14 protein-coding genes are annotated in these 13,300 nt (G+C 70.9%); 5 read left to right on the top strand and 9 right to left on the bottom strand.

Features of this window, described 5'->3' with window-relative positions; translation table 11 throughout:
• Positions 1–63: 63 nt before the first annotated feature.
• Both ACIBG4_RS01615 and ACIBG4_RS01610 read left to right on the top strand, forming a co-directional pair.
• A complete protein-coding gene (locus ACIBG4_RS01615; protein WP_397200207.1) occupies positions 64–1,269 on the top strand; it encodes a sensor histidine kinase in 1,206 nt (401 codons plus the stop codon).
• On the top strand, positions 1,266–1,907 hold the full coding sequence (locus tag ACIBG4_RS01610; RefSeq protein WP_397200206.1) for a response regulator: 642 nt from the start codon (positions 1,266–1,268) through the stop codon (positions 1,905–1,907). The genes ACIBG4_RS01615 and ACIBG4_RS01610 overlap by 4 nt, the downstream gene beginning before the upstream one ends.
• On the opposite strand, the gene ACIBG4_RS01605 is transcribed toward ACIBG4_RS01610, so the two are convergent.
• Positions 1,888–3,840 (bottom strand): hypothetical protein, encoded by a 1,953-nt coding sequence (locus ACIBG4_RS01605; RefSeq protein WP_397200205.1) that lies wholly within the window; start codon positions 3,838–3,840, stop codon positions 1,888–1,890. The genes ACIBG4_RS01610 and ACIBG4_RS01605 overlap by 20 nt on opposite strands.
• On the bottom strand, positions 3,825–4,583 hold the full coding sequence (locus ACIBG4_RS01600) for an ABC transporter ATP-binding protein (RefSeq protein WP_397200204.1): 759 nt from the start codon (positions 4,581–4,583) through the stop codon (positions 3,825–3,827). The genes ACIBG4_RS01605 and ACIBG4_RS01600 overlap by 16 nt, the downstream gene beginning before the upstream one ends.
• A gap of 107 nt (positions 4,584–4,690) precedes the next feature.
• Here ACIBG4_RS01600 and ACIBG4_RS01595 point away from each other — a divergent pair, with 107 nt between their 5' ends.
• Positions 4,691–5,266, top strand: coding sequence for a TetR/AcrR family transcriptional regulator (locus tag ACIBG4_RS01595; protein ID WP_397200203.1), 576 nt, complete (start codon positions 4,691–4,693; stop codon positions 5,264–5,266).
• 24 nt (positions 5,267–5,290) lie between these two features.
• Here the strand turns inward: ACIBG4_RS01595 and ACIBG4_RS01590 are convergent, their stop codons facing one another.
• Positions 5,291–6,217, bottom strand: coding sequence for a DMT family transporter (locus tag ACIBG4_RS01590; RefSeq protein ID WP_397200202.1), 927 nt, complete (start codon positions 6,215–6,217; stop codon positions 5,291–5,293).
• Entirely contained in the window at positions 6,214–7,035 is an 822-nt protein-coding gene (locus ACIBG4_RS01585; protein ID WP_397200201.1) for an SDR family NAD(P)-dependent oxidoreductase, read from the bottom strand. The genes ACIBG4_RS01590 and ACIBG4_RS01585 overlap by 4 nt, the downstream gene beginning before the upstream one ends.
• Before the next feature lie 155 nt (positions 7,036–7,190).
• Here ACIBG4_RS01585 and ACIBG4_RS01580 point away from each other — a divergent pair, with 155 nt between their 5' ends.
• Positions 7,191–7,766, top strand: coding sequence for a TetR/AcrR family transcriptional regulator (locus tag ACIBG4_RS01580; RefSeq protein WP_397200200.1), 576 nt, complete (start codon positions 7,191–7,193; stop codon positions 7,764–7,766).
• Positions 7,767–7,826: 60 nt separating this feature from the next.
• Here ACIBG4_RS01580 and ACIBG4_RS01575 read toward each other — a convergent pair whose 3' ends face one another.
• Positions 7,827–8,933, bottom strand: coding sequence for a GNAT family N-acetyltransferase (locus ACIBG4_RS01575; protein WP_397200199.1), 1,107 nt, complete (start codon positions 8,931–8,933; stop codon positions 7,827–7,829).
• A 30-nt stretch (positions 8,934–8,963) separates the two neighbouring features.
• On the opposite strand from ACIBG4_RS01575, the gene ACIBG4_RS01570 reads away from it, so the two are divergent.
• Positions 8,964–9,428, top strand: a complete 465-nt coding sequence (locus tag ACIBG4_RS01570) for a MarR family winged helix-turn-helix transcriptional regulator (RefSeq protein ID WP_397200198.1) — start codon at positions 8,964–8,966, stop codon at positions 9,426–9,428.
• A gap of 240 nt (positions 9,429–9,668) precedes the next feature.
• On the opposite strand, the gene ACIBG4_RS01565 is transcribed toward ACIBG4_RS01570, so the two are convergent.
• From ACIBG4_RS01565 to ACIBG4_RS01550, 4 genes are all read right to left on the bottom strand, one after another.
• Positions 9,669–10,280, bottom strand: coding sequence for a VOC family protein (locus ACIBG4_RS01565; RefSeq protein WP_397200197.1), 612 nt, complete (start codon positions 10,278–10,280; stop codon positions 9,669–9,671).
• A gap of 248 nt (positions 10,281–10,528) precedes the next feature.
• The gene (locus tag ACIBG4_RS01560) at positions 10,529–11,206 is read right to left on the bottom strand and encodes an isochorismatase family cysteine hydrolase (RefSeq protein ID WP_397200196.1); all 678 of its coding nucleotides are present in this window, start codon (positions 11,204–11,206) and stop codon (positions 10,529–10,531) included.
• A 20-nt stretch (positions 11,207–11,226) separates the two neighbouring features.
• Entirely contained in the window at positions 11,227–12,105 is an 879-nt protein-coding gene (locus tag ACIBG4_RS01555) for an aldo/keto reductase (RefSeq protein WP_397200685.1), read from the bottom strand.
• 378 nt (positions 12,106–12,483) lie between these two features.
• A complete protein-coding gene (locus ACIBG4_RS01550) occupies positions 12,484–13,119 on the bottom strand; it encodes a TetR/AcrR family transcriptional regulator (RefSeq protein ID WP_397200195.1) in 636 nt (211 codons plus the stop codon).
• Positions 13,120–13,300: the final 181 nt, after the last annotated feature.

Genomic DNA, 13,300 nt, shown 5'->3' with positions numbered 1-13,300 from the left:
GGCGTGGGAGAGTCCCCGTCCCCTGCCGGCGCCGCAGTGGACTCGTTTCTCAACCGGCATCAGGTGAGTGCTGATGCCGTGCTCGCCGTCCTGCTCCTCCTGCCGCTCGGCCTGGTCTCGTTGAGCCTGCTCCGGGCCTCGGACAGTCCCCTGTCGCTCCGCCTGCTCGCGGGTGCCGGCCTGCTTCTCCTGCATGGTTGCGTCGTCCTGCGTCGGCTGCGCCCGCTGCCGGCGTACGCGCTGGCCGCCGCGGCGATGCTGCTGCTGGTGGCGCTGCCGCCCCTGCACGACCCGGGCGGCGCCTACTATCCGGCGGTGCTGCTGCCGAGCACGCTGGTCTTCGGGCTGCTGCTGTACACGGCGTCCGGCCGGCTCGAACTGCTGCCCGGCCTGGTCTGCCTGGCCGTCGCCGTGGCCGGAGTGGCCCTGGTTCTGGCGCGTCTGTGGGACCCGGCCTCGTGGGGCGGCTCGTCGGGCTCCTACGAGCTGGTCGCGTGGCGCATCGGCCTGTCGGTCGGCCTGGTCGCCGCGGCGGCGTGCCTCTGGTCGCTGGGGCGTCTCAGCCGGATGCGGGTGTTGTTCCTGTCCGAGCTCAGAGCGAAGGCCGAGCGCGCCGAGGCCGACCGTGCGCGGGAGCGGCAGGAGGCGGCGCGGGCGGAACGCGACCGCATCAGCCGCGAGATGCACGACGTGGTGTCCCACTCGCTCGCCGTCATGGTCAGCCAGGCGGAGGGCGGCAGGCTGTCCGATCCGGACTCGCCCGGGGCGGGGGTGTTCGCCACCATCGCCGAGGTCGGGCGCGACGCCTTGCGCGACATGCGCGGGCTGCTGGGCGTGCTGCGCGCCGACGGCGGCACCGCTCCGCAGCCGGGCCTCGGCGACCTGTCCGACCTGCTGGACCATGTGCGCGATGCGGGCGTACGCCTTGCCTTCCAGCAGGTCGGGGACGCCCGGCCGCTACGCCCCGCCGCCGACCTGACCGCCTATCGCGTCATCCAGGAGGGGCTGACCAACGTCATCAAGCACGCGGGGGAGACGGCCGCCGCCGACATGACGCTGGCGTGGCGCCCGGACGGAGTGCACATCACCATCACCAATGACGGCGCCGGGCCGCCCGCCGAGGAGGCCGGCGTCGGGCTGACCGGGATGCGCGAACGTCTGAGCATGGTGGGAGGCACCCTGGAGGCAGGCAGACGTCCCGGCGCCGGCTTCGAGCTGTCGGCCACCGTGCCCTATGAGCCGAGGAGCCTTCCATCATCAGGATCATGATCGTCGACGACCAGGAGCTGCTGCGCAACGGCCTGGCCATGGTCGTCAGGTCCCAGCCCGACGTGGAGGTGGTCGCCGAGGCCGCTGACGGCCTGGCGGCCCTGAAGGCGTTGGAGTCGCGGCACGTCGACGTGGTGGTGATGGACATCCGCATGCCTCGAATGGACGGTGTCACCGCCACCCGGGAGATCCAGCGGCTGGACGACCCGCCGAAGGTGCTGGTGCTGACCACGTTCGACCTGGACGAGCACGCCCTGGCCGCGCTGCGCGCCGGTGCGAGCGGGTTCATGCTGAAGGACGCGCCAGGGGAGGAGATCATCGCGGCGATCCGGCACGTGCACCGGGGCGACTCGATCATCGCGCCCGCCACGACCCGGCGGCTCATCGGGCGGCTCGTCGCGAAGGCCGACACCGACCCGGACGCCGTGCTCAAGGTGCTCACGGAGCGCGAGCGTGAAGTGTTCCTCAGCCTGGCCCGAGGCGCGTCCAACGCCGAGATCGGAGTCGAGCTGTTCTTGTCGGAGACCACGGTCAAGACCCACGTGGGGCGCATCCTGACGAAGCTCGGGTTGCGCGACCGGGTCCAGGCGGTGGTCCTGGCGTACGAATCCGGCGTTGTCACTCCCGGCGAGCGTTAGGCCCGGCCGTGGGATCGGTCGCCTGACGACACCGGAGATGCTCTGACGGGTCGCGCCAGGCGACCGATCGGCGTGATCTGACCAGGTAGTGGAGCCCGATCCCCAGACCCGTGGTGAGCAGGACAAGTCCGATGACGACCATCGTGATGATCGCCGGCCATTGAAGGCTCCCCGGCAGGTGGAGTGCCAGGAACCACGAGCGGTTGATCTCCCCGGTCGAGAGCATGATCGCGGGGATGGCGCCCTGCGCCACCAGGGGCACCCAGCACAGCGTCAGGCTGGCGATGACGTAGGCCCGTAGCCCGGCGGGGGCGAGGTCGAGGCCGAGGCGCCGCAGGCCCGGATCGGGCTGGGGGCGGTGCGGCAGGCCAGGGTGCCGGGTCAGGGCGATCGCCGGGCGCCTGCGTGCGGGTCGCGTGCCGGAACGAAAGCGCAGGAGGAGGTCGGGCGCGGTGCTCAGCAGCCGGGCGGCCGCGATCCGGCCCAGCAGCCACGCCATGGCCGCCCCGCCGGCCACCCCGACCACCGGTCCGGCCCAGATCGGGCCCTGCCATGCGGCCAGGAAGGCCGGTGCGGCGCCGGCCGCGGTAAGGATCAGCATCAGCAGGACCTGGGCGAAATCGGTGCCGTTGTCCAGCAGGTTGCCGCCGCGGCGGTGCGGGTCGCCCAGCGGGACCGGGCGCAGGACCGAGACGAGCACCGTGATCCCGGCCCCGCCACCCAGCACCGCGGGGATCAGAGCGGCCAGCCACGGCCAGGCCTCGTGATGGCCGGAGACAACGACCAGGCCGACGGTCAGCACCACGGTCGGCGGCGCGGCGACCAGGAACCAGCCGAGCTGCCGGCCACGCACGTCGCGCCGGATCGCGCCGGGGATCATGATCTTCCCCCACAGCTCGGTGCCGTCGTCGCCGTAGAGGTTGGCGGAGATCGCCGTGATCCAGACGGCGAACAGCAGCCCGGTCCACGGCAGGAACACCGTGGCGCCGGCGACCAGCGGCAGCAGGCAGAACACCAGCGCGTACGCCAGGGCGAAGCAGACGAAATGGAAACGCTGCAGGTCACGGGTGTAGGTGCGCAGCTCGCGGGCGGCGACCGCGGTGACCGGGCCGCGCACCCACCGGTCGGCGGTGGCCCTGGCGGGTCGTCCGCCGGCGCGGCGGGTGGTCAGCCGGCGCTGGATCAGTACGGTCCAGCCGTACAGACATCCCGCGCCGAGCGCGGCCAGGCCCGCCAGGGCGGCCGCCACGAGCGGCCAGTCACCGTGTGCGGCGGCTTCGACGGCGCTCAGGCCCCAGCCCGAGGGAAGGGCCCGCACCCACGTGCCGACCACGCTGGGGAATCCGGTGTCCAGCGCCGTACCGGCCAGGGGTGACAGCACCCAGCCGGAGTGGAGGGCGGCCAGCACCGTCGCGCTGACCAGCGCCGCCAGCGCGGCGCCGGTGCGCGATCGCATGACCTGGCCGAGGGCGGCGGTGACCAGCCGGGAGGCGATCACGGTGAGGACGAGTTGGAGGACGACCGCCACCACGGCGACCACCGTCGCCCCGAGCCCGGTCGCCACGACCACCAGTCCGGCCAGTGCCACCAGGGTCACCGCCGGTGCGACGCCGATGAAGGAGGCGGCGGCCAGGCCGGCGGTCAACGCGCGCGGGGACATCGCCTGCAGGGCGAAGTGCTCGGGGCGCAGGGTCTCGTCCCCGCCACCGAACAGGGCGGGCCCCACGAGCCAGCCGGCCGTCCAGAGCGCCAGCGCGGCACCGAGCAGGTCGAGCCGCAGCGATGCCACCGGATAGTCCTGACCGGCGAGCAGCACGACCGCGCCCGCCAGCGCCAGGCCCACCACACCACCGAAGACCATCTGAGCGGCACGCGGCCCGCTCATCGAATTACGCTGGACGGCCAGCTTCATCCGGATCAGGACGCCAACCACGCCAGCTCCTCCATCTCGGGCAGCCGGCCGCCGACCAGGCTCACGAACCGCTCCTCCAGGCTCAGCCCGCCCCGCACCCGCTCCAACGGACCCGAGGCGGCGACCCGGCCCGCGTCGATCACCGCGACGTGGTCGCACAGCTGCTCCACCAGGGCCATCACATGGCTGGACAGCACCACCGTCCCGCCCCCGCGCACGAACCGCTGCAGAATCACCTTGATGGTCGCCGCGCTCACCGGGTCGACCGCTTCCAGCGGCTCGTCGAGTACCAGCAGCTTCGGCGCGTGCAGCAGGGCGGAGGCAAGGCCGATCTTCTTGCGCATGCCGGTGGAGTACTCCATCACCAGGGTCCGGCCGGCCGTCTCCAGCCCGAGGACGTCCAGCAGCTCCTCCGCCCGGCGATCGACCTCGGAACGCTCCATGCCGCGCAGCAGACCCGTGAAGCGCAGCAGTTCCGGGCCGGTCAGCCGTTCGGGCATCGCCAGCCCGTCGGGCAGCACGCCGATCAGTCTCTTGGCCCGTACGGCGTCCGTCCACACGTCGGCACCGAAGATCTCGGCACGGCCCGCATCCGGCCGGAGCAGGCCCACCGCCATCGACAACGAGGTGGTCTTGCCGGCGCCGTTGGGGCCGACCAGGCCGAAGAAAGAGCCGCTCGGCACCTGCAGCTCGACATGGTCCACGACGTGTCTGCGGCCGAACGTCTTGGTCAGGCCGATCAGGCTCAGCGCGGGTGACTCCACGATGTCCGTCCTCCATTCCCTATCCGGTACGGCACGTGCCGTACAGGATGGAGGAATCATGTCAAAGCTGTCAATACGGCACGTGCCGTGCTGCTATGGTGGCGAAAATGAGGGAGAAGAGCGCCGACCGGACCGTAGCCATCATGCGGACCACGCTGGAGCTGGGCCAGGAGATCGGTTACGCCAAACTCAGCATCGAGGCGGTGGCGGCCCGCGCCGGCGTCGGCAAGCACACGATCTACCGCCGCTGGTCGTCCAAGGGAGCCCTGTTCCTCGATTCCCTCATGTCGTTGAACGAATCGGGACTGGACTACCCCGACACCGGCGATATCGTCGCCGACCTGCGCGCGCAGATCCACGCGGCCGTCGACCTGCTGGGCCGGCCGCCGTTCGGCCCGCTGGTCCGGGCGCTCGTGGGCGAGGCCCAGTACGATCCCCAGATCGCCGCCGCGCTCAGCGAGCGATTCATCGCCCCGCAGGAGGCCAAGACCGTCGCCCGGCTGGAAAGGGCGCGCGAGCAGGGGCAGATCTCACCCGACTTCGACCTGGACCTGGCGATGGCGATCCTGTCCGGACCTCTGTACTTCAGGTACCTGATCACCAACGAACAGCTGACGCATGCCTACGTCGACCGCGTTCTCGAAGCCCTCTTCGCCGGGCTGAGAGGGCATTTCGCCAGTTGATGTCCCTTTTCGTCGAGGGCACTCTCATGGAGATGGAGCCGGGATCGTTCGCTCGGCCGCGTCCGTGGCCCGGCGGTGAGCCCGTGACCGGACCTTCGGTCGCCGCAGGCCGAGGACGACGCCTGCCGCGACGAGCAGGGTGCCGGCGACGTCGGCGGGGCCCGCCTGGCCGAGGCCGAGCGCGAGGGTGGTGAGCAGTGCCCCTACCGGTACGAGGCCGGCGAAGAGGCCCGCGCGGTCGGCGCCGAGGCGGCGCAGCGCGTCGTACCAGAGGAAGAAGGCGGCTGCGGTGACGATCGCGCCGAGGTAGCCGAAGGCGGCTGCCTGGCCGGGTGTGGGCAGCCGCAGGGAGGCCGTGCCGTCCAGGGCGAGCCCTGCGGCCAGCAGCATGGGGACGGACAGGGCGGCGGGATAGGCGGCGACCCTCAGGGGGCCGAGTTTGGGCAACAGGGGGATGGCGAGCAGGGAGAACGCCACCTCGCCGGCGAGCGCGCCCAGGGACAGCAGGAGGCCCGTCAGGCTGCCCGAGCCGAGGCCGGCGGCGACGGCTGCGCCGAGTGCCACCACGAGCGCGGCGCCGACGGTGCGGGGGGCCGGGCGCCGGCGTTCCATCAGGGGGCCGACGAGGGCGAGGACGAGGGGGACGGCTCCGATCACGGTGCCGATCATGGCGGGGCCGGCGTGCCGGGTGGCTTCGACGAGGAAGAGGTTGAAACCGGCCAGGCCGGTGGCGGCCAGCGCGACCAGGAGCAGCATGTCACGTGCGGTCAGGCGGACGCGGGGCAGGCGCTGGTGGCCCACGACGGCGAGCAGGATGGCCGCGGCGATGGCATAGCGCAGGGCCTGGCCGGTGAAGACCGGGTAGTCGGCGATGGTGGCGGAGACCGCGGTGGAGGTGCCGACGAGCAGCATCGCCGAGGCCGCGCCGACGGGGGCGGCGGAGGGCCTCATGCGACGTGCTCCGCCACGGTCGAGGGGGCGGCAGCCGAGGGGGTGAGGACCTTGCGGGTGATGCGTTCGGCGATGGCGGCGACCAGGGTCCGGGGGCGCCGGGGGGTCAGGTGCGCGGTGAGGGCGTTGCTGAATCCGGGGGCGACGTAGCCGCGGTCTCGCTCCAGCGCGCGCAGGGCCGCGCGGACGACGGGCTCGGGGGTGGTCATGGAGCCGGTGACGGCCGCGTTGCGGGTGCCGATGGTGTCGAAGAAGGCGGTCTCGACCGGGCCGGGGCACAGGGTGAGCACGCGGATGCCGCGCCGGCGGTACTCCTGTCGCAGGGCGAGGCCGAAGTTCAGCACGAAGGTCTTGGCCGCGCCGTAGACGGCGAAGTACGGGGAGGGCTGGAAGGCGGCGTTGGAGGCGACGTTGACGATCGCGCCGCGGCCGCGCTCCAGCATGCCGGGCAGCACCTCGTGGGTGAGGTCGACGAGTGCGACGACGTTGACCATCAGCTGGTCGTGGTCGCGGGCCGCCGGTATCTCCTCGAAGCGGCCGCAGGTGCCGAAGCCGGCGTTGTTGATCAGGAGGTCGACGTTCAGACCGCGGGTGGTCAGCTGGTCGGCGACGCGGCGGGCGGCGTCCGGCTCGGCGAGGTCCTGGACCAGCACATGGGCGCGGACGCCGTGTTCGGCGGTCAGACGCTGGGCGAGGGCGGTGAGCCGGTCGCCGGAGCGCGCCACCAGGATCACGTCGTGGCCCTGGGCGGCGAGCTGGGTGGCGAATTCCTTGCCGAGGCCGGACGACGCTCCGGTGATGAGGGCGGTGCTGTGCATGCGGTTCTCCTTGGCCGGTGGCACCTGAGTCGGTGTCAACTGGAATCAGAATGTACCAGCAAACCGTCTATATGCAACAGAGGTGATGCAGATAAGTGCGTGACGGCATCAACGATGTAATGTGTTTCTGGATAAGTGGTCGAACAGGAGGCGTGATGGGTGAGACGGTGGCGCGATCGTTGCGGGCGGACGCGGAGCGCAGCGTGCGAGCGATCCTGGAGGCGGCCGAGCGGGTGCTCGCCCAGGAGCCGGGCGCCTCCATGGAGCAGATCGCCGCAGCCGCGGGAGTGGCCCGCACGACCATTCACCGGCGGTTCGCCAGCCGGCAGGCGCTGGTCGATGCGCTGGCCTCGTCCGCGGCCCGCCAGCTCGCCCAGGCGGTCGACGACGGCCGGCCGGACACCGCGCCGCCGCTGGTGGCGATGCACCGGATCACCGCCAACGTGCTCGAGATCAAGGGCGCCTGGGCGTTCGCGCTGGGGCTGCCGGCAGACCCCGGCAGCGAGGCCGCCGCCCTCCACCAGGACATCGCCCGCAGCTGCACCGCCGTACTGAAGCGGGCCCAGGACGACAAGCTCATCGACCAGGCGGCCGACCTCGACTGGGTGCGCCGGGTCTACTACGCGCTCATCGGTGAATCCCTGCACGGCAACGCGGACGGCGCCGACCCGGACACCCTCGCCGCCCGTATCATCGACACCCTGCTGCACGGCGCCGGACCACGCGCCTGACCCGCGAGAGTGGTCGAACGCGGCTCCAGCGGGGTTGGTTCGCCTGGGGCGGCGGTCTCGTCATCCCGCCCCTGTCAGCTCCTCGTCAGGAACGCCGACGGCGCCATCCGCGGGCACGGGCTTGGTGAGGAAGGCTGTCGCGCCGTCGGACGACTCCGTGCGGTAACCCTGGGCGTGGTAGAGGCGGATGTTGTGCCGGCTCCGGGCGCCGGTGGACAGCACGATGCGGCGGCACCCGGCGTCGACCGCGGCTTCGGCCTCGCGCAGCAGCCAGCGCCCCACGCCCTGGCCGCGCAGGTCGGGGACGACGCCGAGGCGGCCCACGTGCCAGTCGTCGTCCACGCGTCGCGTGCGCACCATGCCGAGGAGCCGGCCGTCCCGCCACAGGCCCGTGGCCTGCCAGGTGGCCAGCCATGCGCGTACCTGCTCCAGCGACTCCTCCAGGGCGGAGAGGGCCAGGGTTTCGTTGGCCAGCGCCTCCTCCACCCAGCAGCAACGCTGGAGCACCAGAACCTCCGGAGCGTCGTCCGGGGTCAGCGCTCTCACGTACGACCCCGGCAGCGGCACCGCCTCCGGACCTGAGCGGGTTCGCTCGCGCATCGGCCGCAGAGCGTGGGCGAGGCGGACGAGCTCGTCCAGGACCCCGATGGCGGCCTGGCCGCGGCCGGCGTCCGGGCGGAGCCGCCCGCTGTCCACCGTGTCGGCGATGCGCAGGGCGACCGTGGCACCCAGCGGCACCAGTCGCAGCGTGGTCACCACCTGCTTGGCGTGCTGGACCGATCGGGTGCCCGCCGAGGTGTTGCCGTAGCTGACGAACCCCATCGGCTTCCACGCCCATTCCCGGCCCAGGTAGTCGAGGGCGTTCTTGAAGGCCGCCGGCATGCCGTAGTTGTACTCGGAGGTGACCGCGATGAAGCCGTCCGCCGCGTCCACCATCGCGCTCCACCGCTTGGTGTGCTCGTGCCGGTAGACGCCGGCGGCCGGCACGTCCTCCTCGTCGAGGAACGGCAGGGCGAGGTCGCCAAGGGACACCGGCACGAGTTCCACGCCCAGCTCCGCGGCCTGTGGCGCGATGGTGTCGATCAGCCACCGGCCCACCACCGGCCCGAGAGCGCCGGGACGGGTGCTGCACACGAGGACAAGGACCCGCACAGGTTTCGTTGACATGGAAACGAACCTAGCTGGTAATTTGTTTACATGTCAAAGACATGGTCCGGTGAGACGGTGCGCTGGCTCGACGCGGACGAGGAACGCGCCTGGCGCGCCCTGCGACGGATGATGATCGCGATCCAGTCGCGCACCGCCCAAGACCTGGCCGCGATCGGCCTGTCCGACCCCGACTACGAGGTGCTCAGCACGCTCTCCGAGCGCCCGGGCCACGCCAGCACGCTGCACGAGCAGGCCGCCAAGATGGGCTGGTCGCGCAGCCGCCTGTCGCGGCACGCCAGCCGCATGGAGACCCGCGGTCTCGTGCGGCGCGAGCCCGACCCGGACGACGGCCGGGGCTGTTATCTCGTCCTCACCGAGCAGGGCCTGGAGACGCTCGAGGACGCCGCCCCGGCCCACCTGGAATCGGTCCGCCGCCACGTCATCGACCGGCTCTCGCCCGCGGACCTGTCCGCCCTGGAAAGCATCGCCCGCAAACTGGAGGAACCCGCATGAGCATCACCGGATGAACCGAGCCACATCGGTGCACCGGCTCGCACGGTGACAGCCGAAGCGGCGTCCCCAGTGCTGTGACCGGGAACGATCACCAGGTTGGGCAGGAGGATTTCAGGCTGCGGAAGCCAGGGGCCGGCCGCCGCAGCGGATGCCCTTCTCGCTTCGGACGCGGGCGCGCTCGCGGCGCTGGGCGGCCGGCACGTGTGGCGGGCGTGGGCGTGGCACGGTAGGTGGCCGCGCTCATGACGGCGGTTCGTCTCCGGCCTGTTCGCGCACCATGTAGTCGGCGTACCAGTCCGGCCAGTTCGGGTCCTCGGCGCCGGTGCGCGCCTCGTGCTCGCCGTGCGCGGCGGCGGCGCGGCGTAGCGCCGCCGCGAGGTCCGCCGTCGAGGCGAAGCTGGTGATCGACGGGTCCACCCGTCCGGGGAGCCGGGTGGTGATCTCCTGCAGGATCCAGCCGTTGCCGTCCGGGTCGCTGAACGACAGGAACGAGCCGTAGCTCGTACGCTGCGGATCCGGGCCGGGCACCCGGGCGTCGGCACCCGCGTGGTGGAAGACGCCGCCTTCGTCGTGGAACACCTCGCTCGGCTCGGCACCGAGCCGCTTGAGCTCCGCGTGGGCGGCGTCGATGTCGTCCACGATCAAATGGATGCCCTGGGCCGAGCCCGGTGTCTGGGACGTGACCGACGTGCCGAAGATGATCGAGGCCGGGGAGCCGGGCGGAGTGACCTGCACCACCCGGAAGTCCTCGCCGGTGGAGATGTCGGCGTCGAGCCGCCAGCCGAGCCCCGTGTAGAAGTCCCTGGCCCGGTCGACATCGGCGACCGGCACCACGAGGACTTCGAGTTTCATGTCCATGACCTGCGCCCCCTGTGCTCATAGCAAGGCCGACATGATGAGATTCGTGCAGCCTGCCCCGGGGTCGCCCCGGGGAAACTCAGTGGCCGTCCAAGACAGGATGTGTCGCTCCCGTAGGTGCGGTCCTCAACAGGGCTGACAGCTGAGCGGGGCCGACCTGGAGTGCCTGGCATGGAACCCCTGATCACGTCGGCACCACGCGGCCGATCCGGCAGGGCGTCGGACGGCGGATGTGGCGGCGCTCACTCACCGAAGCTTCCCGCTTGCGTTTGTGGCGGCGTCCGTGGCACGGACGGGGCCGCGTCCTCGAATGCGGTGGTGAGCTCCCTGGTAGTGATGATGGCGTGGGCGAAGGTGGGGCCGTTCAGCTCGTGCGCGGCGTGCATCATCTCGGGGAGGAACGCCGCGGTGGCGTCACGCACGAGCGTGACGTGGTAGCCGAGTTCCATGGCGAAGCGGCCGGTGGACTCGATGCAGGTGTTCGCCAGCAGGCCGACGAGCACGACATGGGTGATGCCGTGCTGCTTGAGCTGGAAGTCAAGGTCGGTGTTGGCGAACCCGCTCTGCGCCCAGTGCTCACGGGCCACGACGTCGCCGGGCTGCGGCTGGAAGTGCGGGTGGAACTCCCCACCCCAGGTCCCGCGGGCGAAGCTGTGCCGCTGCATGATGGCGCGTTGTGTGGGGTTGGGGTGGTCCCATGTCTCGTAGTCACCAGGCTCCCAGCGCCGATGCGGAACGATCACCACCCGTATGCCGGTCTCCCGGGCGGACGCGATCACAGAGCGCAGGTGACCCAGCAGCCCGACCTGCTGCGCCACGGACTCTACGCGCGGCCAGACCTTGCCGCCCTCAGAAAGGAAGTCGTTGTAAGGGTCGACCAGCAGGACGGCTGTGTGGCGGGGGTCATACGCCTGAGACATGGCTCTGCCTCCTTGCCTCGTCATCCGGTTTCGGCGGTCGTGACGGCCGCGGTCATCTCGGCGACATCCTCATCGGTCAGCTGGAGGCCGGCAGCTGCCACGTTCTCCTCGAGATGCTCCACCGACGAGGTGCCAGGAATGGGCAGCATGACCGGTGAGCGGTGGAGCAGCCACGCGAGCGCGAGCTGTGACGGCGTGGCCGACAGCCGGGAGGCGACTTCCTCGAACGGTCCGCCGGGCTTCGCCAGGCCGCCGGTGGCCAGCGGGAACCACGGGATGAAGGCGATGTGATGGTCTTCGCAGTACTCGAGCACGTTCTCGGCCGTGCGGTTGGCCAGGTTGTACAGGTTCTGCACGGAAGCGATCGGGACGATGGCGCGGGCCTGTGCGATCTGGTCGATGCTCACCTCCGACAGGCCGATGTGCGCGATCTTCCCTTCGTCCTTCAGCGCTTTCAGCTCGCCGACCTGGTCTTCCAGGGGCACTTCTGGATCGACGCGGTGCAGCTGGAACAGCGCGATGTGGTCGACTCCGAGGATGCGCAGGCTCATCTCGCACTGCTGGCGCAAATAGGCCGGCCTACCGACAGGTGTCCACTTGTCGGGGCCCTGCCGGGTGAGCCCGGCCTTGGTGGCGATGACGATGTCCTCGCCGTACGGGGCGAGGGCGCGGCGGAGCAGCGGCTCGGCCACCAACGGGCCGTAGGAGTCGGCGGTGTCGAAGAGAGTCACACCGAGTTCCGCCGCCCGGCGCAGCACCCGCACAGCCCCGTCCGGATCGGCCGGAGGCCCCCATACGCCGGGGCCGGTCAGCTGCATGGTTCCGTAGCCGAGGCGGTTGACGGGGAGAGCATCGTCGATCATGAATCGGCCGGACGCGTCGGCCCTCACAGAAGTCATCACGGTGTCCTTTCGCTGATTGCCGCTGGGCGTGCCGGGTGGCGGAGGACCAGCGGCCGCCGGCTGCGGTGTCGCCGCGAACGGTCAGGGCAAGCGCCACCGGCGTATCCGCTGCCGGCGACCGGGACCCCCTGCCATGCATCGACCCCGTGCACCCCCGCAGCCTGCCCGGTGGGCCTGCGCCCTACCTCAAGGCGGGGCAAAGCCGTATCTCCAGGTTCCCGCGCGTTCAGGCACCGCCCTGTCCTGATCGGCCGGCTGGGTGCCTGTGTCACAACCTTGGCGTGGCGCTGACTCGTGAGGTCTCGGGCGTGATGATGGTTGCCGTGAAGCCCGTGCCGCGGCCGGGAACTGCCGGGATGGACGGGTGCAGGTTCTTCACCGCGCCGGGGTCACCGGCGCCTCCTGACCTCCGACGGATGCGGTGGCGCCGAGAATGGCCAGGCAGTTGGTCCACAGAGCGTCGAGGCGTTGGGTGTTGTTGTAGAGCTTGGCGAAGAGCACTTGGCCCTCAAGCTGGGCGACGACGGATCGTGCCGCCTCGTGGGTGTCGGCGACGATGGCCTCGTCGCGCTCGCGGGCTTCAGCGATGACCTTGTCGACCATGTCGACCTGCGCGTCGAAGATCTGCTGCAGGCGTACACGGAGGGCTTCTGTCTGGTTGCTCATCTCCAGGGTCAGGTTGCCGAAGAGACAGCCCGAGACGGTGCCGCAGCTTTGCTGCCCGGCGCGCTGGTCGGCCTGGGTCACCTCGAACAGCTGCCGAAGGCGCTGGAGCGGCGGGTCATCGTTGCGCAGGATACGGTCCCAGTTGCTGCGCTGGGCGGCCCAGTGCTCGTCGATGACGGCCAGGGCGAGGTCCTCCTTGGAGCTGAAGAAGTAGTAGAAGCTACCCTTCGGCACGCCCGCCGCCTTGCAGATCTCGGCCACGCCCAACGCGGAGTAGCCACGCAGCTCGATGAGCGTCTGCGCGGCGCTGAGGATCCTCTCCTTGGCGTCACTCGTTCGTCCCATATTACTAGTGTACGACCGGTCATCTACTTTTACTAGACCGGTCGCCTATTAGCATCGACGGGGGAGAGGTGCCGGCCAACAGGCTCGTCGCATGCGACCGAGAAGCTGAGGCCACTCCGGCTCACTTTGACGATTGTAGACCGGTCGTCTACCTTATAGACGACCGGTCGGCTAGTTCGGC

The organism is Nonomuraea sp. NPDC050383 (assembly GCF_044459125.1).
In the GTDB taxonomy this organism is placed as follows: Bacteria; Actinomycetota; Actinomycetes; order Streptosporangiales; family Streptosporangiaceae; genus Nonomuraea.
This window is presented reverse-complemented; position numbering and strand designations above follow the sequence as displayed.